Raw genomic sequence first — 22,581 nt, forward strand, 5'->3', positions numbered from 1 at the left:
TCCTTCTACTTTAATATTTGATCTACCATTTTTTGAATATTTAAATCCATAGATAAAAAAGGATTTTCTTTTTCTTCTTTATTCTTACTCAAAAGTTCTATAACTTTTTTTAGTAGTTCATCTTTTGTTGAAACCCAACACATTAATCCTTCGTCAATCTGATATTTATCATAATGACAAATAAAACTTCTTGTTGATATTGTTGGAGTATTAAAAAAACAGGCTTCTGTATTAAGTGTACCACCACCACCAATAAATAAATCGGCATATGCCAAAAGATGTTGAATAACCACTTTTTCCTCTAAAATAGTGGCAAAAGGAAATTCATTTTTTAAGTATTCACTTTCATACCTTGGAATTATTATAATATTTGCATCTGTCAATGTTTTTATATTTTCCAAGGCTTCATAAAGAATAGGATATTTTTTATCAACATATGAAGATTTATACTCTTCTTCTCTTATAACAATCAATTTTTTTGATAAATCAAGGTTATATGGTTTTAGAATCTTTTCTACATAAGAAAAATCTGGTTTAAAATCTTTTAACCAAATTAATGGGTCAATAAAATCATAAGTAAATATTTGCTCTGAATCTAAAGAAAATCGTAAAAATATCTCATCAGGAACAACAAAAGGTTTAAATACTTTATTAGAGAGAGGAAGAGTTAATCTTGCTTGAGGTAAAGCTTTTTTAAAGTTTGTTTCCCAATCAGATAAAGGAATATCATAGAAATTAACAACTGGTATACCAAGACCAAAAGCAACTCTGTTTGCATCAACAGAACATAAACAAACTAATTTTTCAATATTGTATAAAGTAACAAACTCCATCAAAGATTTTTGTCTTTCAATTGAAGCATGAAGTTTATTTTTTAACCCAGCTCCACCAAACTCACCTCTATTTACAAACTCCATATTATATAGTCTTAAAAGTTCTACAACTTCTGTATAACCAGAACCTTCTCTAGCTGTAATTAAAACTTTTCGACCCCTTTTTTCAATCTCTTTAATAATAGGGATAAAAAATAAAACTGACTTTGGAGTCACAAGATCAAACCAAATCATATATATAACCTTTTAGTAGAAATAACAAATACCTAATTTCTTTAAATCTTTATATTCTTTTACCATAGAATCATTTTTTATAATTTCCCATGCTTCAATCATTCCCTTTGACCAAGAAATATCATCAAAAATAACAATTGATTTTTCAGATAAAAAAGGTTTAATCTTTTCAAAATAATTTAGTGTTGCCTTTTTATCGTGGTGACCATCAATGAAAGCCATATCAATTTCTTTAATTTCATTTAAAACATCATCCAATATATCTTGAAATCTTCCTACAAATTGTTTTATATTACTACAAGATGCGGCTTTTATATTTTTACTAGCAATTTTAGCTACATTTTTATCACCCTCTATTGTATATATTAAAGAACTACTACATCCTTTTGCCATATATATACTAGAAAAACCACAACATGTTCCTAGTTCTAAAACTTTCTTGGGCATATTTTCTTTTACTAAGGAATAAATTATTTCAGCCCATTTTTCTTTTAGCCCAATTGAACACTGTTCAAAAGTATTTGTTATTTTTTCTACACCCTTATACATCGTATGTGCACTTCTTTCATTTTCAGGATTTCCCGCTCCATAATCTATAACTTTAATAGGAATATACTTTTTTTTAATCTCTTCTCTAATTTTTTCAATACTTTCAAAGATTTCATAATCTTCTTTTGTCAAATTTATCATCCCATACCTTTATGATTTTTTAATGCATAAAAAATAATTATATATTAATATTACAAAAACTTTATTGATTATAAGAATACTATTTATCTTTCTCATAAATTTATTTAACAATTTTATTAATAAATCTTTATAATTTGTATTGTACACTATTGAATATCTATCAATTAATACATTTCTTTTTTTAGAGGATTTATTTTATTGTAAATCCATAAAAATCGCAATGTTATAATCAAGTAGATAAATCCAATTAATCATAAAATGCTCCTTTAAGGATAAAACATACTCTTTACTTGACTTAATTACAAGATATAATAAATACCATTAAGTTAATAATTTTGATTAAACCATTTAGCAAAAATATACAAACTCCAAAAGTGTTGTTTAAATCTACCATCTTTTGATTCAGTATAAATATATTTTAAAAAATTCTCATCAAATAACCCAAGTTTCTTATTAGCTTTTAAAATGGTAGATAATGACTCATCTTTTAACTCTTTATGTAACCACTCTATAAATGGAAATGAAAATCCTTTTTTTCTTCTATTTACAATTTCCAAAGGAAGATACTTTTCTGCTATTTTTTTCAAAAGATATTTGTTTGTATTTCCTATTTTAACACTTTTATCAATACTAAGAACATATTCAACAAGCCGATAATCTAAAAAAGGCGCCCTTAACTCTAATGAATGTGCCATAGACATCCTATCTATTTTTGTCATTAGAACATCTTCAATCCAAATTTTAAAATCTATATATGTTAACCATTTAAAAGGTGGATAATTACAATTATAATTATCGATATATGATGAAGCCTTATAATTAAGCAACAATTTTTCTTTTTGAATCTCAGTAAAAGTTTCTCCACTTGTCTGATATATGTGTTTTTTGTTTAGTGCCCTAAAGTTATATTCCCAATCTTTAGTCAAATTAAAAACTTCTTTTTGAGGCTTCTTATCATAATACTCCAACATTTTGAAATAATTATCATAGCCCAAAAAACTCTCATCACTTCCTTCACCAGATAATGCGACTTTAATGCCATGTTTATTTATAAACTCACTTAATAAATAAGTTGGAATTGATGCACTATCTGCAAAAGGTTCATCCATCTGATTAAAAACTAAATCAAGTGTATTTACAAAATCTTTACTATTCATGATTAACTCATGATGATTTGATTTTATATGTTTCGAAACAACTTTTGCATAATTAAGTTCACTATAATGTTCATATTCATCATAACCTATACAAAAGGTGTTAATCTTCTTCCTTCCAATTTTTGCATATAGTGCTGACACTAAAGAAGAGTCAACTCCTCCAGAAAGTAATGTTGCAACTTCAACATCAGAGACAAGTCTACTTTTAACTGAAGAGATTAAAATTTCCTCAATTCTTTTTAATGCCTCCTCTTCATCAAAAACTGTAGTATTAATATTATCTATATCATAATATTTTTTTGTAATAAACTCTTTCCCTTCTTTATACAAAAAACTTCCAGCAAAAAGTTTTTTTATATCTTTATAAAAAGTATTTGTATTTATTGGTGTCATAAATGATAAATATTCATAAAAAGCATTCATATTCATTTCAGGTTGTGTGCATAAAAGTTTTAAAATTGATTTAATTTCACTCGCATAAATAAATATTCCATCTTTATGATAATAATAAAATGGTTTTTTCCCAAATCTATCTCTAGCACAAAAAAAACTATCTTTTGTTTTATCATAAATACAAAATGAAAACATCCCATTAAGTTTATTTAAAAAATCCTTTCCATATTTTTGATATAACCTGATTAAAACCTCTGTATCTGACTTAGTTACGCAGTGAAGTTTTTCACTTTCAATAAGTTCTTTATAATTATATATCTCCCCATTAAAGGTTATAACTAACTGATCAAATTCCATAGGTTGATTAGCTTCTTTATCTAAATCAATAATTGATAATCTAGTATGTCCAAACTGATTATTCTTATATTCATAATAACCTAAATTGTCAGGACCTCTATGTTCTAATAATTCCACAGCTTTTGTGAAATTTACTGATTTATTATTTGTACCAATTATTCCACACATAAAGCTTCTATTTCCTTTTTATAATTTTGCAATGTTTTTTCTAGCGTAAAATTTTGTGATTTTTCAAATAGTTTTTTTGAACAATCTATATTCTCTCTCTCATTATTTAAATAATATAAAATTTTTTCTGACAATTTCTTAATATTTCCAAGGGGAACTATATTATCTTCATATAATATTTCTTTACTTCCTTTATAATTATATGAAACAATATTTTTTTCACAACTCATAACTTCAAGAATAGTATTTGAAAACCCTTCATAATAAGAAGGAAATACAAAAAGCTTACAATTTTTTATGTATTTGTAAGGGTCATCATATCCTACCAATAAAACTCTTTCACCTAAGTTGAATCTATTGACAAGACTTAATAACTCTTCTTTCATATTACCATCACCAACAATAATTAAATTGACATCTACTTTATCTTTAATTTCATTAAAAGCTTTGATTAAATCTTTTTGACCTTTTTGAGTATGAAGTCTACCTATATTTAAAATAAAATTTGAATATTTTGACGAAACCACATCATTATTGTGAACTATACCATTGTATATTGTTATGATATTATCAAGTTGAAAATCATCTATTAGTTCATTTTTTATTGATTCGCTTACAGTTATTATTCTATCTGCTTTTTTATATAATTTTTTAATCATATTGTAATAAAATTCTGATTCTAAAAGATGAATTCTTCTTTTTTCATAACTATCCTTTATACTTACCCTACAAGAAATAATCTTCTTACATTTATATTCACAATTTAAAGTAATCAAATTATTATAATCTTCATAACTTATTAAAATATTGGGTTTCACTTTATTGAGAAGATTATCAAGTTCAATAATTCTATATTTATAAAGTTTTTCTCCTACATTAGGATCTTTAATATTTATTAATGGAGTCTTAATTTGTAAAATATTTATCCCATCAATTTTATATCTTATTTTTTTATTATCCTCTGCAAGAATAATTGTTAAGTCATACTCTTTTTTTAAATAATTGGCTAATAAATATACTGACTTTTGTACTCCTCCAAAATCTAAATTCTGGGTAAATATTATTATTTTCATATCTTTATTTATTTTTCAAGATTAACCAAAAGTTTGGACTATAGTTTTTTAACTTTATAATATCTAAAAGTAATCCAAATAAATTATTTATTGCAAATGTTATTAATAAAAATGGTAATCCAATTGTATTCCTTAAAATCTTATTTAAACTTAATAACTCCCAAATAAACCCATTAATAATTGAAAATATTGTAGTTCCTAAATAACCTTGCCTATGAAGTTCAATAATCTCAAAATTGTAATCATTACAAATTTTTTTTAAACCAAACTCACTAAATCTAAAATAATCATATGGCACGGCATGAGCTTGGTATATAAAGGGTACTGATAGAATAAGTACACCATCTTTTTTTAAAATTCTTTTAGCTTCACTAAGTGCTTTAAAGGGATCATCTATGTGCTCTAATACTTGAGTTAATATTATAGTGTCAAAACTATCATTTAAAAAAGGTAATTCTTTTATATCAGCATCTATAAACTTTTCCTTTAAAGATGAAAACATATGCTTATGAATATTACTTTTATCAACAGATATATATTCAGCAATACCATCAATAATAATTTTTTTATAAGGAGAATTTCCTGAACCTATATCAACACACTTGCCTTTTATGTAAGGTTTACTCTTCAATATAGATGTTTTAAGATGTCTCCAATTCAAATAATTTAAGTTTGTTATATACACATACGGTTTTTTATTTTCTCCAGTTAAGAAAGGTATTATTTTAAAAGATATAAAGTTGTTAAGTCTATTTAATATTTTCATATTAACTCATTAGGTATAGCATACAATACAGTTTCCCCATGTTCATAATGATATTGTCCTAATCTGAAAGTATAGTTAGCCAGGTTATCATATAAAAATAATGGTATTTCATATAAGTGTTCATATTTATGATAAATAGAAATACTTAATTGTGGTCTATCTTTCTTTAATGTATTAATTGCACCTTTTAAGCAATTATATTCGGCACCTTCAATATCTAACTTTAAAAAATCCAATTTATCAATTTTTCTTACATTCATAAAATTGTCTATTGATGTAACTTCTATTGTTTTAGACAAAATACTTTTTACTTCACTAACTGAAGCTAGAGGAAGGGAATCAGAGATATTTATTTCCAAGTTAGTATCAACATCCCATAATCCTTTTAATATAACTTCAAAATTATTATTTTCTTCAAGATATTTTTTATGTTTAGACTCATTATATTCATTAAATATAGGGTCAAATCCAAATATCTTACAATCTTTTGATAATAAGGACAAAAATTCAATACTATTGATTCCATCTGCTACACCTCCTTCAATAACATTTTTAATTTTTGAAAAATCTAAATACTCTAAATAATGTCTCCCTATTTTTTCAAAATTGTTAACAAAATAATCCTGAATAAGTTCATCTCCTTCATGCCAACAACTGACTATTGTACTATAAAGTTCTTTGTCAACTTCATTTGTAAAAATTGACAATACTCTTTTAAGCTTATCTTTCTCTTTATATTCGTCAAAACTATGTAACTTAGATATATATTTACGTTTATTATTGTAAAACTTTTTGAATTTAAGAAATTCAATGTCATCATGAAAATAATTTAACCTTATCAATGAATAATTGAATTTTGTATTTTCTCTTAATCTATACTCAATTTTGTCACTTAATAAAAGTGTTACCAAAATTAAATCATTTTGTGAATAAATATCGTTTAAGTCTTCAAAAGTAATAATCTTTAAATCATTATCTGAATTTTTGTAGTTATCATCAACTATACATTTTATAGTTTGATTTGGTCGATAAATACTTAAAAATTTTAATAACATCTGTCCAGCATGTCCATACCCATAAATTATTAGTCTTTTATTTTTGGGTATATCATTAAGAGAAAAAATCATACTATCTCCTTATCCCTTTCATACCTAATAAATATTTATTAGGTCTTATTTGTTCAAACTTTGCTTCTTCAAACCAGCTATAAACTTCATCTAAATAATGATAATTTATATAAGTTGGACTGTACATATCAAATGTATTTAATTGTCTAACTTCAATATCTTTATCCATAGCTATTGGAATACGTTCTCTTAATCCATCGCCTAAAATTGGTATTAAATATAGATAATATAAATACGAAGCAAATTTACTAAAAATATATAATTGCTTAGATGAAAACTTTGAAGTTATATTTTTTCTTATCCAATTTTGGTTTCTTATTTTTCTTTCCCAATATTTTCCATATAGCCAAATTGAAACTTCTCCGTTTTTTTTTACATAGGGTATTACTGCATTAAATGCGTCTTTAGTATTAGGAGTATGATGCAGAACCCCTAATGAATATATTAAATCAAAGATAGGCTCTTTAAAAGGTAAAGAAAATAGGTTTGCTTGTATTATTGTTATGTTTTCTAGATTTCCTACATTTTCATACGCTGCATCAACCGCACGACTTAAATCAACTCCTATAACATGTTTAGCTCCATATTCTCTTCCAGATACATCTAAGTATGGTCCTGCTCCACAGCCAATTTCTAAAACCATTTTATCTTTGATATTAACTTCTTTTAACCCTAGATATTTATCCATTTCATCTTTAGACATATCAGTTTTACTATTCTTTACCTTTTTAAATAAATGCCATTCATCTCCAAAAGAGCTAACATATTCTTCATTTGTAACAAATCTTGGAACAAAATTAATAATTTTATAACTTGATGAACAAGAAGAACAATGGAAAGTTCCTTCTTTTATTCTATTGTTTTTTTCTTCCTCAACATCAATACTTAATGAGTTTTTACAAGAAGGACAAACAAAAATATCTACTAATTTTGATAACATTTATATTCCTTGACTTAAAATTATTTTGCTTCACTATAAATTTTTTTAATATTTTCGTCATCAGAAAACCCATCTTTTACTTTTTTACTCGCTAACTCAATAAATTCTCTTGATTTTTCAATTTTATTTAATATATTTTCTTTTTCATTAATAATGGAAATAAGTTCTTTTTCTAAAGTTCTTATATTTACATTAATAATTGGAGCATTATCAAAAAAATCTGAATAAAATTCATAATCTTGAACCAATGCAAGATCAATTAATCTATCATCAATATTTGTTAATACTATATTCCCTTTTGCCATTGCTTCTAAACAACCAGTACCAATAATACCATTAAACAAATGTTCTATAAATATATGAGAAGAGTCAAGAATCCTTAATGCTTCTTCTCTTTTTACCCCTGAAATAGCTCTATACTCTATATTATAACCTTTTTTAATTAAGTTATTACATACTACTTTTATAGCATTAGATCCTTTTCTTTCAGGGTGGTTTGCAAAATGTGAAATTATTATCTTTTCTAAATTTTGATTTACATTATATTCTAACTCATTTGTCTCAACAAAGAAATGAGCTAAGCTGAAACTATTTACAACAGGTAAATATCTCACATCTCCAGAAATCTGATGTACATATTTACACCACATGTAATTTCTTTTAATCTTTTTTAAATCCATCATAAAATACCTTTTTCTATGCTGGGTTAAACCTATTTTAAAATTTAAATTATTATTAGATTGCAAAATTGTCCATTGATCTGCTCCATATGCTTGCATAATAACTCTTTTACCAAATAGTTCAAGAATAAGAGGTTCAACTCTCCATAAAAAAGTTCTTTCTAAAATTGCTCCATCAAAATGCCAATAAAATCCATTATATTTTCTTAATGCCCATAAAAGTACAAAATAAGGAGCTATGTCATATGCATTTTTACCTACTATCCATTTAGGAAAAATATCTTTAGCAGAAATATCATAATAACTTTTTTCATTTAGCCAGTCTTCAAATATAAATATTTCTATTTCATATTCAGGTAAACCATGTTCTAACAAATATTTATAATGTATATTGCTTACAATAGGATGAGTACCTACCATTATTCTTCTTTTTTTAGAAGGAATAAGTTTATTTATAAGTAATACTATAGGTAAAGATACAATTAAAAAAATTGCTCCAAAAAAATCTATAACGGCTCTTTTTAATAAATATTTAAACTCATTCGTTGGTTTAGAATGTGGAGCAGAATTAAAAGATATTGAGCCACTATTCAACATTATTATTCCTTAAAAATATAATAATTAGGATATCTAAACATTTCTTAAAATTAGATTATGCTATAATTTTATCTTTATCAACTTTCTTATTTATTAGTTTTTCATACATTTTCTCAACAAAATTAAACTTATCAGTGGCAATAACATATAGATCTGCTTTAATATCATCAGTTTTTTGTATATTATGTACAAAAACATTTTCTATCTCATACCCATAAGAAAAATCATCAAGAAAAGATTTTATCTCTTTTCCTTTTTTTTCAAAAAATGACTTATACTCTAAAGCTCTAATTTTAGTTCCATAGATTATTACTGTTTTTGCATCATCAATTTTTTTATTTTTATTTTTATAAATATGATCATATTTTGAATACTCTATAATTTTCTTGTCTATTTCTTTTTGATATAGTTTAGAATATTTAATTGCTTTTTTTTCTATTAAATTAAAAATATTATCATTTTCTAAAGAACTATTTATAATTAATTTAACAAAATCTAAAAACTCTTCATCTAATACTGACGATACAAATGATGTACAATTGCAATAGTACTCCCATTTCTTTAAATAGATTGTTTCTAACTGTTTTTTACTAAAAATTGATTCCTTTAAAGCATACTTTATAGGTCTTACAAATGATTTCAAGATTAATATATATTCATAAATATTCACTTTAAATTTATTTAAACTATGTTCCCCATTTGTAAATATATATGAAGCTTCAGGGCAATATATAACATTTTGTTTTAATACTTCTAAATCAAAATCTTCAACAAGACTCATAGTAGATTCTTTATAATTATCCCCAAATCCTTTAAAAAAAATATCCCTTTTAAAACAATTTGCACCATCTAATATATGAGGGTATTCTTTCCATATATCTATTAATGTTTTTTTATCATAATTTTTCAATCCATACTTATCGTGAATATCTTTATGACATGTTGATTGCGTAATCCCTAAATCAATCTTTGTGTTAGTTAAAACCATATGAACATCATCATTTATCACTAAATTCATAACTTCAGATACATAGTACTTACTATTAAAATAATCATCATCCGCTAATAAAAATACCCATTCTCCATTTGCTAGTTCTTTAATAGTATAAAAGTAATTATCTCCTTGTCCTTTATTTATTATATGCTTAAAATACTTTACTCTATCATCATGCAAGAATTCTTCAACTACTTCTTTTGTATTATCATCTGAACAATCATCACTAACAATAATTTCTAAATTTGAGTACACTTGAGAAGTAGCACTAAGTAAAGCTCTTTTTAAAAAATTTGCTCTATTAAATGTAGGTATTACTATTGAAGCTTTTTTCAATTTATTATCCTATACCTAATAATTCATTTTCTAAATAGACAATTGTTTCAACAATAAAATCTGCATCCTTTGAAGTATAGTTTTCATTAAAAAATAGATTAAATGAATTATTTTTAACCTCTAGTGCATTAGTAGTTTTAAAATCATCAGATAAATATTTTTGTGCCCAAATCCAATCAGAAATAACACATCCATAATTTACATTATTGGGAACACCTTTTTTGTTTAATCTTTCAGCAAAATCTTTTTTTGAATAGTTAATTTTAGAAGTATCAACAAAAATTGGAAAGAAGAAAGGTGAAAAGTTTTTATTAAAATTATAAGGACTACAAAATTTAGATTTTTCTTTAAGTAATGGAATAAAATATTCAAGAAATAATACTCTTCTTTTTATTGTTTCATCTAATCTATTAAGGGAAGAAATACCAATTGAACAAGATATCTCATCTGTATTCAAATTAAGTGCAGGGAAAAGTGCACAACCTGGATCATTTTGATTAATATCATCTCTCCAAGGTTGTTTACCTCTATCTGCATGGGCTAATGCAAGGTGATATAAATCTTTACTTTTAGTAAAAACAATTCCTCCGGAAGAGCCTGCAATCAAGTTCTTTCTATACATTGTAGAAAAAGCAGCAATATCTCCGAAAGAACCAACCTTTTTACCATTAACTTCTGCACCAATTGATTGAGAACAGTCTTCTAATATTTTTATACCTAAACGTTTAGCCTCTAAAACAATATCTTCAATATCCTCAATAGGCTCACCTCCAGTGTGAACTAAAACTGCCCCTGTTGTATTTGGTGTTACTCTTTTCTTAAATTGTTCTAAATCAATATTATAACTTCCTTTTTTACTATCAATCAAAACAGGTTTATATCCAAGTATTATAATACAATTCAAAGGTCCATTATCTGTAACAGGAGATATTAGAACATCACTACCTTTAGGTAAATTCAAAGATAAAAGTGCTGTATAAATTGATGCTGTACCAGTTGCTACTGCATCACTATAGCCTCCTCCCATATAAGAAGAAAATTTTTCACAAAACTCTTTTTCAAAAACACCATTATAGCCTGGATCTTCGCCCCTTTGCTTATAATAATTAATTACTTTTTCTATTGCATAAACTTCTTCATTACCAAAAGAAAATCTTGCTGGCATTTCATACATTTTAATTTTCCTCTTTTTTATTCACTATTAATTCACTATACTCTTCAGTTTCCATATCAAGTTTTTTTACACCTGAAATATCCATATCAGGTTTAGAAACTAATACAAAGCCATTTTCTAAAAAAGTTTTTTTCGAAGCTACATTTATTTTTTTAAACATCGCAAATAATTTCTTCACCTCTTGATTCTCTTTTAGAAAAAAGTTCAAAGATGCTTTTAGTATTAATTTTCCATAACCTTTGCCTCTATACTCTGGATTTAAATTTATACTTACTTCATATATATTGCTTTCTTTAAAGTCAAAACGAACTACCCCTAGTTTATTTTGATTTTCCAAAGACATTAATAAAATTCTTTTTTCACTCTTTAAAGTATTTTCATACCATTTGATATGGTCTTCCCATGGAACAAATTCATTTTGCTTCATCATTTTTCTAGTGGTTTCATCATTCCACCATTTCCAAATAATCTCCTTATCCTCTTCTAATGCTTTTCTAACTTCAATTTTTCCCATTTTAATTCCCATAACAACTTTTACAACAAGAAGGGATATCTCCTTCTAAATGTTTTTTTCTAAAGTCTTGGTATTCTTTACCATTCCACAAACTTTTAAATTCACTTATATCTCCAAAATTAATAACATCAGGATCAGCTATCATGCAACATGGAACGACTTTAGAATCAGAACTAATGTACGGTCTATTAAAAACCCAAGGGCATAAATTCTCTAAAGAGTCTGTTTTATATTTATTTGCTTGCTCCCAAACACTAATATCAATATCATATTTTTTTGACAATTCTAAAAGTTTTACTTCCTCTTCTTCACTTAATCCCTTTGATTGCAACTTCTCATTTTTCTCATGCCACTCTTCTCTTCCCCAATCATTTAATGTAATTGAAAAACTTATTCTTTTAAAATTCATCTGTTTTGCTAATTCAACAAAATCAAATAACTGATGCCTATTATAATTTTGTATTAATGCCCACATTCTTGTATATGGTCTATTTTTTTCATTGGCATAATTATTTAACAAAGTAAAATTACTTACTACTTTTTCAAAATTTGAATTAACTCTAATTTTTTCATACACTTCTTTAGTTGCTCCGTCAAAAGAACATTGGACTTCACCTATCTCCGCATCAATTAGTTTCTTATAATTTTCATTTTTATGTAATAAAGAACCGTTTATTGAAGTTCTTGTCCATATATGTTGAGAAGAAAGATATTCAACCATTTTGAAATAATCTTTATGAAGAAGAGGTTCTCCCATTCCATGTAATTTTATTTCTATAAAATTTTGATTAGAATCTATAAATTCTTTAAACTGTTCAAAAGTCATATCTTCAGCTCTTTTTCCTTTTTCCCAAGATGAAACATGACACATGATACATTTAAAATTACATCTACTATTAGGTTCTAAATCCATTATTGTAGGGAAAAAGTTTCTAACTGGTAAATATTCTTCTTCTTTTGAGACTATATAGTTTTTTAGTCGATGAGGATATTTTACAAATCCCTTGTAATAAGTCATTTTATGAGAAAACTCATCAACACTAGGTGCTAAAAGTTTATTTTCTCCCCTCTTTAATTTTTCTATTTTATATCTTAAAAGATTAGGGTTTTTAACAAAATACTTCGCTTCTGCTAATTTTTCATTAAATATTTTTCCATATAACTTGTAAAACTCTTTATCAGATAATAACATTTCCAATCCTACTTATTTATCTAATTTTTTTTGAAGTAATTGCTTAATCTCTATTTTGGAATACTTCTTTCTCTTTTGTGTTATATCACCCTCAAACAACTGCTTAAACTCAAACTCATCTGCAAAAAAAGAAGGTCTTCTAAACAACTCCCTCTTATGATATTTTTCAAATAATTCGTGTTTTTTATTAATAAAAATTCCTGTCCACATACAAAAACTTTTGGCTTGAATAACAATATCATTTAAATTTAAAATATTAAACCCTCTTTCGATAAAGAAAGTCTCAAATGTATCATATATATTTTGTGAACGAGTACCTATAATAACTTTTTTTGAAGATATCTTGTGTTGTTTAAGCATTGATGTTGATATGAATTTATACTCTTTAAAATCATCGTGGTGTGTTATATAATCATCAATGATAACTACACTCTTATCTTTTAATAATTTATCTTTTTCTTCATATAAAAATTTTTTAACTTGCATGGTAAAAGGTGAAAAAACAACTTCATCCTCATCCATAATTTCTTTTTCAATAACTTTTAAATCATATAGGTTCTCTACCTCACTTACAATAGCAATTGGTGCAAAATCAGCTTGAAAAAGTAATTGTCCTAATTCTTCTCTTTGTGTTGCAGAAGTGTGATGCCCAGGACCATTAACAAAAAAGAATCCTTCTTTATCAAGTTTATTTTGAATAAGGTCTAAATAATATGTTAATGCACCACTGCTAAATTCCAATAGGTTACTATTTGACATTATAATGTCAAAAACATTCTTACTTTCATATAAACTCCCAAGTTTCCACCATGGAAGATGAAAAGCTCTTTTCTCCTCTTTATTACTAATAAAATTGTTTTTATCTAATTCAATTAATGTTTCATCATTGATTCCAAATGTTTTGTTTATTTTAGGTTCTACATACTCAATAGGAATGGGTACTTTTTGTTCAAATTGACTTCCAAAACAAAATTGATTTACTTGATTTTGTAATAAATAAAAACTTTCACAAGCTTCTATTGCAGTATAATTTTTCAAACACTCTCTATGTTTTAGATAGAAACTAAAATAACCACAACCTGGTCCAATCTCTAATAAGGTTTTATACTCAGGTTTTAATTGTTCTAAACGGTTTTTTATGACTAATGCATGCAATACTGTATCATAAGATATGATAGGTTTTTGATGAGGAAACATATTTACTTGAAAATAGTAACTCTCTTTTAATGCATGAAGAAATTCCTCTAACTCATCTTCTGTCAAACCATCTAATTCGTTCATAAATGATTCAAATCTATTCTCTTGCATTGTATCAATAAGCATCCTAAGTTCCATGTTGTTTTTGACTCTAACTGGAAAACTTGCTTTTTCAAATAAATCCAAATTAAATAAAGCCTGAATTCTCCAATTGGTTAAATTCATCTTTGCAAGGTTTTCATAAAATCTGTATGTTGAGAAGTCTAAACTAATCATTTCTATATCCTTTTCATAAGTTCCATACATTCTTTAACAATAATATCCATATTATCATAATGATAAGTTCCCATTCTACCTAAGGTATAACAGTCTTTAGGAAATAATTCTTTATATTTATCTGCTTTATTAATTTCTGATTTAATTGGATAAGGATACAACTTATTTTTTAAAGAAGGTGTTTCTATCCCTATTAAAGTATGAGGAGATTTATATCCTGTCATTTTTTTATATTCCACAATCCTTGTATATGGTTCTTCTCCTGAATAATGAATAAAATGATAAGGTTCAGGAAAGACATTTTCAATAGGTAAAATAATTTTTTGAAAATCTCGTCCTATATATCTTAGTTCCCCATAACAATACTCAAAAACTGAATCTAAAGAAGCAGTATTTACTATAACATCAGCACTTATCCATTCAGAATTAACTTTTACTCTTTTATTTTCAAAATCAAAAATTTCTACTTTTTGATTTAGTATTACATTTGTGCCATCTACACACTTATCAAAATATGTATTATATCCATCTAATTCAATAGGGTAAGCAATATTCTTTTGATCCACAAAACATTGTTTTGATCCACTTTGTATTGTTTTACCCTTTGGAGAGAAAGCAAATTCATCTAGTTCGGTATTATTTTTTATTTTCCACATTTTTTCAGAATATGAATGTATAAATTTATCATAAAGTGTTGTACCTATAGAATTTATCCAATATTCTTCAAAATTATTTGCCTTTGAAACATCTTCCTTATTTTCCAATTCAAATTTTATTTTTTCATAATCTGGCATAGATTCAACATCATCAATATGAATAGGATAATTATAAAATGCTTGATCATTTTCAACATAAGTTAAACAATGATGTTTTAATTCTCTTAAATTTAAAAATTTTTCAAAATACTCCCAAACATACATCTCATCTTTATTTATTAATAAATGGTGAGGTCCATAAGTATAAGGGTGCCCACCATAAAAGAAAGTTCTACATCCACCTCCTAATAAAGAACTACCCTCTATTAGTGTAACCTTAAAACCTTTTTCTTTCAGCATATAAGCTGCTGTACAACCAGCAAAACCACCTCCAATTATTAAAGCTGTTTTTTGCATTTAAACCCTTTTCTAAATATATAATTTGCAATATTTGTATTATAATTAATTGGTCCATTCTCTTTACAAATAATTTCAAAAGATTTTTCTTCTAAAATCTCTTTTACCTTTACATGTTCCGAAAAATTCAAATCTAATTCTACGCATATTTCTTTAACACTTTCTAATGCTTTATTCGCGCCTAATATAACATTTAATTCATTATTATCTACATCAATTTTTAATTTTGTAGGAGAAGGGATATTATAATTTTTTATCAAGTCATCCAACGACATAGTAAAAGTATCAATAACTTTTGTTGATAAATCAGGATTTTCAAGAAGATAAGATTTATTTCCAATTGAATGTAATGCGTCCCCTTTAGAAATATCTTTTAAATAAAACTTTTCTAATGCCGTTTCATCATGAACAGCAAAGGGAACAGGAGTACATAATTTTTCGACATTATTTAAAAAAATATTTTCATATAAAAGAGAAAGGTTTAAAATCTCTGGTTCAAAAGCAAAACTTCTTATTGATTTTTTAGCTGCATATATTGAATAATTTCCTACATTTGCACCAATATCATAAAAAATATCATTTTCTGAAAATCTATCAATCCATTCAATTGTCATAGGTTCTTCAGTTAGCAAAGTCTTAGCTCTCCATAATAATCTACCATGTCCTGTTCTAAATAAAATACTATCATTAGAAGATATAGGGATTTTTATTTTTGGTTCTAAAATTTGTATAAACTCATTACTAAATCGATTTACACCATTTAATTTAAATAGTCCAATTAATACTTTAGAAATGCCTCTTAAAAATTTGATATAAAAATTTGGTTCAAAACCTTGTTTTTGCTGATCCCTTGGCAAGGGAAACAAAATTTTTCTAATTGATTCCTTCAAAAATTATTCCTTTTCCTTTTTAATACCCATTTTTTTAGAACACTCTTAGTATTATTTGGAGTAAATCCATATAATACTTTAGCTTTTTCTATTGATATATTAAAAAAATTATATTTTTCATTATTTTCTAAAATTGTTGATTTCGATTTAATCTCTTTTTTTAAATAAAGAACTATATCTTTCAAACTCATTTCTTGTTCAAGTGCAAGATTTAATAACTCATATTGTTTTTCAAATCTGTATCCAATTATAAAATTAAAAATTGATTCTACATCAATAAAATTATTACTTAACTTCTTTGCATTATAAAGATAAATTGTCTCATCATTATTAAGTTTTAACAAAAACCTATTTAGGAATCCATTACTACTATCTTTTGTAAGAATCATTGGTAATCTCAATATCAAACATTTTAAAGAAGATTCTTCTAGTATTTTTTCTCCAAATAATTTAGAGGTAGAATATAAATTTAGATTTTTATAACTTGATTTTTCGCTAACATTTAACTTATTTTGATTACCATATATACTCATTGCAGAAAAGAAAATAAACTTTTTAATCCCATTTTTATAACAATACTCAATTATTGTTCTTAAATATTCTATATTTGAATCTATTAAATCATTATAGTTATTTCCAGTTTTTGCAGCAAGATGAATAAAACACTTAGCATTTATATTTTTTTTCAAATCAGCTTTTTTATATGTAATATCTGAATTCTTTAAAAAAAGAGGAAGTAGTTCATTACCAACATTTCCATTTATTCCAGATATTAAATAATCAACAGATTCCATTAAACAAATCCTAAATGATCTAAATCTACATTTAAATAATCTAAAATCATTTTATTCTTTTCATTTGCTATACAATGATGACTGCAATCACATTTTGGATTTATCTTAAAAAATTTTTCTTTATCATTAAACCAAAATTCTTTAAAACTTTTTTCTTTAATATTTCCAACTAATCCATTATCCAAGTTATATGCCTTATCTTGACATGAATAAATATTTAAATCTGCACCTATTATTGGTAATATTTGGATATATGGACACCAATCATAATCTTTTTCAAATTTTTCTTCAAGTAGATGATAAGTGTCATAAACTTCAAAACTTTCATCTTCAAGTTCGGTTTTTACTTTTTTTATTTGTTTTTTTACTTCATCATATATTGGAGCATGATATTCATTATTTTCTTTTCCTAGATTACTTACTATACATGGTGACATTTTTATACTATCTGCACCAGTAGCTTTTATTTTTTTTGCCATCTCATAAATGTGATTAAAATTTTTATTATCAATAATAAAACTAACCCCTAAAGCACATTTACCACCAAGAGATTTAAACTCTTTCATATTATTTAGTATATTTGTAAACTCTGTTTTTTTTGTTTTTCTATACTTTTTATAACTTAAGTCATCCCAGCCATCCATTGAAACTCTAATCCATTCACCATATTTTGAAAAAATTTCTGCAACTTCTCCTTTTAACTTAGATCCATTAGTTAATGATGCAAATTTAATATTAGACTTTGAAAGCTTCTTAACTGTATCAAGAAAATATTTATAAACAAATGGTTCTCCACCTCCACTAAAAGTTATTGATTTTACGTCCATCTCAATGCAATCATCAAGTATTTCCATCATCCTATCTTTTGGAATAAAATCCCTAACTACCATATCTTGTCCCAATTGCACCTCATCAAATCTGTAAGAGCAATACCAACAACTATGATTACATACATTTGTAGGTTTAATTCTTATATGTATTGGAGAGCTTATTTCCTCCACATCTTTTGGTAAAGAATCTAACTTCTCTTGAAAGTGAAATACTTTAAATTTAGAATATTTTGATGCCATTATTATTTTCCTTACTCAAAGTATATGAATTCATAATCACCAGTATACCCATACTCATCATATAACCATACCCATTCATCAGGTCTAAAAAAGCTCTCACAAGTTAGAGCCCAGCATTCTAAATTAAAAAGCTCTGCATCATTTCTATAACCTTCTACTAAAACATACTTATTCTTTCCAACACGCTCAATCTCTTGTATCGCTTGTTTAAACTCATAGATTTTTAAATTATGTAAAGTATTTATAGAAATTACTAGATCAAATTCATTATCAACAAATGAATATTTATCTTCTGCTCTATAATTATATAAAAAATTTTTTACTTCTTCTTTTGCATTTTCTATAGAATAGTTTGAAACATCAAATCCAACAATATTAGAATTTGGTAAAAGCTTTTTAAACTCATAAAGTAGAAATCCTTTTCCACATCCTACATCAAGTATTTTACATCCATCGTGTAAATTATATTCTTCAATTAATTCTTTTGCAATAATATTCCATCTTCCATCATACTTATATCCACCATAACCATATTTTCTATCTCCATCCCAAAAGTCATATTCAAACTCTTTTGCCTTTTTCATACATAAAATCTTTTCCCTATTCATTCTTTCAAGGTAATCTCTTTGTGTACTTTTATGAAGTTTAGTTATTATATTTAGTAATTTCCCCATATCTTAACCTTTAAAGAGTTCTTACATAAACTGGACCATCATAAGTAAACATCTTTTTTATATCTTCTACTAAAGATGACTCATCAGGATCTAATATTAAAAGATTTTTAAAAAGTGACATTAAGTAAACATCATCTTTATCCATACAATGACTCCTACCTAAAGCTTTAAAATAATTATCAGCACCTACTCCAATCATTTTTATATTTAGGTTATGTTCACATACATCATATCTAATCTGTTCAAATGAACGCATAACTAAAAAAGGTATTTGTGAATATACAATAGGTTTCATTCCAACCATTTCCATTCCCGCTGCAATACCAATTGTCGCTTGTTCTGTTATTCCTGTATTAAAAGTACGATTAGCATGATTATTAAAGAAATCATCAAGTACTGCAAACCCCATATCTCCAGCTAAAAGAACCATTTTTTTATCTTTTTTAAAATATTTATATATCTCTTTCATTACATCTTTTTTAGAAATTGCCATATTATAATTCCTCTTCTTTAAAGATATAACCATCTTCTGTTGGGCATCTATAGTGATACTTTGTATCATGTTGAATCATTTTTAAGCCATTTCCCTTTAAAGTGTGTGCTACTACTATAGAGATATTTTCATTTTTTCCCGTATAAAACTTTTTGTAAACATCTCTTAATTCTTCTTCACTATGCCCATCAATTTCATAAAAAGATTCAGGAGAAAAAGCATTTAAAATTTTTGCTAAATGTTTATTCTCAACTGAAACATCTTTTACATAATCCATTGCTTGTAATTCATTTGCATCTACAATAACAAGTAAGTTATTCAACTTAAACCTTATAGCGAGAAGTAATGCCTCATAATTACTACCCTCTTGCATCTCTCCATCTCCAACAATACATATAACTTTATTTTGTTTATTCTCTATTTTAAAAGATTTTGCCATCCCAACTGCAATTGGAAGTCCGTGACCTAAAGAACCAGTAGATGCTTCAATCATATAGTTATTATTTTGAACTAAACAACCTTTTAAACTTGATTTTTCCGTATTAAAATAATTTAGTTCATAGTCAGGTATAAATCCTAAATGATTTAAAATAATATAATAAGTATAAGCGCCATGACCTTTTGAAAATATAAGTCTATCTCTCGATTCATTCCTCGGATCATTTTTATCAAACTTTAAAAAAGATTCAAAAAGAACTTTAAGTATTTCAACTGTAGATAAAGATGAACCTAAATGTCCGGCATTTGTATCACATGAAAACTTTATTGTTTTTTGTCGTAATTCTTTTGAAGATAACATAGTTAATACCTTAAATAAAATTAATATGCTCTATATCTGGGTGTTTAATATTCCAGAGATAGTTATTTATTTGATGATGTCTACAATTTGGTTGACACATATTTTTTTCAATACAATTATTAATATAATTTAATGCATTTTTTTTCTCTTTTGAATTCCAGATCTCTTTAAAACTATTTTCAAATATATTACCATGTATAGTTTTCTTATCATGCTGGTGTGAAAAACATGTATAAACATCCCCTAACTCATCAATAAAAACAATAAACTCCAAACCATAACATTTATCATATACCCTTTTTGATGAAAGGTTTTGTGTACTTCTAATAACAAAAGAAAAATTATCATCACTAATTTTTTTAGATTCATCTTCTAGCATTTTTAAAAACTTTTCATCTAAAAAATTTGAATCTGTACTATATTCATTGTGTTCATGATTATAAAAATGTTTTACACTAAAATAATCAACTCCCAAGCTTTTTAACCTATTCGCATGTTCTATTATATAATCTTTATTTTCAGGAATTAAAACACATTGACTACCTATAGTAATCTCACTTTTTAATCTCTGCTTAGTCTCTTTTAACCTTTTAATATTCTCTAAAACTTTTTCAAAATCAGAAGAATCAGTTTGATGTACTAAAGCATAATTTTCAGCACTTCCTGCATTAAATGAGAACCGTATCCATGTTAAATTTTTAGCTAAAATCTCAAAATGTTTCTCTTTTAGAATAGCTCCATTTGTACTTAATGCTACGTCTATACCTAAACTTTTTGCCAGCTGTATCGCTTCAAAGGTATCCACATGTAAAGTTGGTTCACCATTACCAGCAAAAACTAAAGATTTTACTCCCATTTTAGCAAATTCACGTACAAGTTCTAACATTTTCCCTTTTTTAAATCTTCCTTCATGTCCTAAATAATTATAGTTACAAAAAAGGCATTTATGATTACATACTCCAGTAGGAGATATTTCAACATATATTGGTGCCGTTAAGTTACCATCTAAAAATTGAGCTATCTCTTTTGGATGATAATTGATTTTATGTGAATCTAAAAAATTATCCATCTATATACTCTTCATCTTTTTCATAATTGTAAGAACCTAAACCATAATTTTTATTAGTTTCTAGATATAATCTCTCTTTTTCAGTTAATTCTCTAATATTTTGAATATCAACTGAAGTGTGACCAAAAATCTGGTGTCTGTTCGTTTTCACTTTTATATCACATGGATTACAATGACCAAAAACATAACATGGTCTATGAATCTGTTCTATATCAAAATTTGGGTCAAGAATATGCCCTATAGGTGTTCTATTCTCATAAAGGTCTGAATGACATCTAAATACATGCCCACTTGGTGCAATTATAAGTTCTGTTGTTTTACAATCACAATATTTTTCAACTTTTTGAGAAATTGCTTCTGGATACTTATAGGTTCCATGCCACTCTTTTCCATCAAAACCTAAATACTCTTTTACTCTAAAGTCAATTTTTTCTCTAAGGCACTTTTCTTTTACCTCTTCAATATGTTTTTGATTTTGAGGAACCATTACTGAATAAATCCCTATATAGAATCCTGCTTTATCAAATTTTTTTGCTTTTGCTATCAAGTCATCTATATCATTTTGCCCTGGATGATAACTAACTCTAATAGCTGCATATTTAGCTTCTCTTGTAAATTTTTTTGGGTCAATATTGTTTATAAACTCATCCACATCAAAAACCATATTTGTTAACAAATCAAGTTTTACATCATCATCAACACCATTTACAATATCAAAGAACTCTTTGTGAATGGTTGGTTCTCCTCCTTGTAAGGTTACAGGTAAATCTGTATTTAAAATCTTAAGTCTATTGATCGCTTTTGCCCAATCTTTTCCCGACATAGGTTTTCTTGAAACACTTTTTCTTGTTGAATTTTCTTCATTTAAATTTATGCAATAACTACAAGACAAATTACATCCTAAAGAGACAAAGGCTCCTATGTAATTATAATCTTTTGGTACTATAATTTTTTTTTGTTTTAACACTTTTTCTAATTTCAT

At 26.0% G+C, this 22,581-nt stretch carries 22 protein-coding genes; all 22 read right to left on the minus strand.

Annotated elements, in window-relative coordinates; genetic code table 11:
- Positions 1–5: 5 nt before the first annotated feature.
- Complete coding sequence (locus AEBR_RS14235; RefSeq protein ID WP_129087071.1) at positions 6–1,067, minus strand: DUF354 domain-containing protein; 1,062 nt, start codon at positions 1,065–1,067, stop codon at positions 6–8.
- A gap of 12 nt (positions 1,068–1,079) precedes the next feature.
- The gene (locus AEBR_RS14240) at positions 1,080–1,757 is read right to left on the minus strand and encodes an O-methyltransferase (protein WP_228712173.1); all 678 of its coding nucleotides are present in this window, start codon (positions 1,755–1,757) and stop codon (positions 1,080–1,082) included.
- Positions 1,758–2,083: 326 nt separating this feature from the next.
- Positions 2,084–3,832, minus strand: coding sequence for an asparagine synthase (glutamine-hydrolyzing) (gene asnB, locus AEBR_RS14245; RefSeq protein ID WP_129087072.1), 1,749 nt, complete (start codon positions 3,830–3,832; stop codon positions 2,084–2,086).
- Positions 3,820–4,905, minus strand: coding sequence for a glycosyltransferase (locus AEBR_RS14250; protein ID WP_129087073.1), 1,086 nt, complete (start codon positions 4,903–4,905; stop codon positions 3,820–3,822). Before AEBR_RS14250 ends, asnB begins: the two co-directional genes overlap by 13 nt.
- Positions 4,906–4,909: 4 nt before the next feature.
- Positions 4,910–5,536: a class I SAM-dependent methyltransferase gene (locus AEBR_RS14255; protein ID WP_228712174.1), complete on the minus strand. Its 627-nt coding sequence runs from the start codon at positions 5,534–5,536 to the stop codon at positions 4,910–4,912.
- A gap of 131 nt (positions 5,537–5,667) precedes the next feature.
- The gene (locus AEBR_RS14260; RefSeq protein ID WP_129087075.1) at positions 5,668–6,798 is read right to left on the minus strand and encodes an FkbM family methyltransferase; all 1,131 of its coding nucleotides are present in this window, start codon (positions 6,796–6,798) and stop codon (positions 5,668–5,670) included.
- Position 6,799: 1 nt separating this feature from the next.
- Positions 6,800–7,738, minus strand: a complete 939-nt coding sequence (locus AEBR_RS14265; protein ID WP_129087076.1) for a methyltransferase domain-containing protein — start codon at positions 7,736–7,738, stop codon at positions 6,800–6,802.
- 20 nt (positions 7,739–7,758) lie between these two features.
- Positions 7,759–9,015, minus strand: coding sequence for a hypothetical protein (locus AEBR_RS14270; RefSeq protein ID WP_129087077.1), 1,257 nt, complete (start codon positions 9,013–9,015; stop codon positions 7,759–7,761).
- 55 nt (positions 9,016–9,070) lie between these two features.
- Entirely contained in the window at positions 9,071–10,345 is a 1,275-nt protein-coding gene (locus AEBR_RS14275; RefSeq protein ID WP_129087078.1) for a glycosyltransferase family 2 protein, read from the minus strand.
- A 4-nt stretch (positions 10,346–10,349) separates the two neighbouring features.
- Positions 10,350–11,519, minus strand: a complete 1,170-nt coding sequence (locus AEBR_RS14280) for a DegT/DnrJ/EryC1/StrS family aminotransferase (protein WP_129087079.1) — start codon at positions 11,517–11,519, stop codon at positions 10,350–10,352.
- A gap of 1 nt (position 11,520) precedes the next feature.
- The gene (locus tag AEBR_RS14285; RefSeq protein ID WP_164969472.1) at positions 11,521–12,033 is read right to left on the minus strand and encodes a GNAT family N-acetyltransferase; all 513 of its coding nucleotides are present in this window, start codon (positions 12,031–12,033) and stop codon (positions 11,521–11,523) included.
- Position 12,034: 1 nt separating this feature from the next.
- Positions 12,035–13,225 (minus strand): radical SAM protein, encoded by a 1,191-nt coding sequence (locus tag AEBR_RS14290; RefSeq protein ID WP_129087081.1) that lies wholly within the window; start codon positions 13,223–13,225, stop codon positions 12,035–12,037.
- Positions 13,226–13,237: 12 nt separating this feature from the next.
- Positions 13,238–14,698 (minus strand): hypothetical protein, encoded by a 1,461-nt coding sequence (locus AEBR_RS14295; protein WP_129087082.1) that lies wholly within the window; start codon positions 14,696–14,698, stop codon positions 13,238–13,240.
- A gap of 2 nt (positions 14,699–14,700) precedes the next feature.
- Positions 14,701–15,810, minus strand: coding sequence for an FAD-dependent oxidoreductase (locus AEBR_RS14300; protein WP_129087083.1), 1,110 nt, complete (start codon positions 15,808–15,810; stop codon positions 14,701–14,703).
- Positions 15,792–16,700: an FkbM family methyltransferase gene (locus AEBR_RS14305; protein WP_129087084.1), complete on the minus strand. Its 909-nt coding sequence runs from the start codon at positions 16,698–16,700 to the stop codon at positions 15,792–15,794. The genes AEBR_RS14300 and AEBR_RS14305 overlap by 19 nt, the downstream gene beginning before the upstream one ends.
- Positions 16,697–17,494, minus strand: a complete 798-nt coding sequence (locus AEBR_RS14310; RefSeq protein WP_129087085.1) for an SDR family oxidoreductase — start codon at positions 17,492–17,494, stop codon at positions 16,697–16,699. The genes AEBR_RS14305 and AEBR_RS14310 overlap by 4 nt, the downstream gene beginning before the upstream one ends.
- Positions 17,494–18,564, minus strand: coding sequence for a radical SAM/SPASM domain-containing protein (locus tag AEBR_RS14315; protein ID WP_129087086.1), 1,071 nt, complete (start codon positions 18,562–18,564; stop codon positions 17,494–17,496). Before AEBR_RS14315 ends, AEBR_RS14310 begins: the two co-directional genes overlap by 1 nt.
- Before the next feature lie 11 nt (positions 18,565–18,575).
- Complete coding sequence (locus AEBR_RS14320) at positions 18,576–19,238, minus strand: class I SAM-dependent methyltransferase (RefSeq protein ID WP_129087087.1); 663 nt, start codon at positions 19,236–19,238, stop codon at positions 18,576–18,578.
- Positions 19,239–19,248: 10 nt separating this feature from the next.
- Positions 19,249–19,731, minus strand: a complete 483-nt coding sequence (locus AEBR_RS14325) for a transketolase family protein (RefSeq protein WP_129087088.1) — start codon at positions 19,729–19,731, stop codon at positions 19,249–19,251.
- A gap of 1 nt (position 19,732) precedes the next feature.
- Positions 19,733–20,530 carry a 1-deoxy-D-xylulose-5-phosphate synthase N-terminal domain-containing protein gene (locus AEBR_RS14330; RefSeq protein WP_129087089.1) on the minus strand — a complete coding sequence of 266 codons (798 nt, stop codon included), beginning with the start codon at positions 20,528–20,530 and terminating at the stop codon, positions 19,733–19,735.
- 10 nt (positions 20,531–20,540) lie between these two features.
- Positions 20,541–21,599: a radical SAM protein gene (locus AEBR_RS14335; RefSeq protein ID WP_129087090.1), complete on the minus strand. Its 1,059-nt coding sequence runs from the start codon at positions 21,597–21,599 to the stop codon at positions 20,541–20,543.
- On the minus strand, positions 21,592–22,581 hold the full coding sequence (locus tag AEBR_RS14340; protein ID WP_129087091.1) for a 4Fe-4S cluster-binding domain-containing protein: 990 nt from the start codon (positions 22,579–22,581) through the stop codon (positions 21,592–21,594). Before AEBR_RS14340 ends, AEBR_RS14335 begins: the two co-directional genes overlap by 8 nt.

It is taken from the genome of Halarcobacter ebronensis, assembly GCF_013201825.1.
Lineage (GTDB): Bacteria > Campylobacterota > Campylobacteria > Campylobacterales > Arcobacteraceae > Halarcobacter > Halarcobacter ebronensis.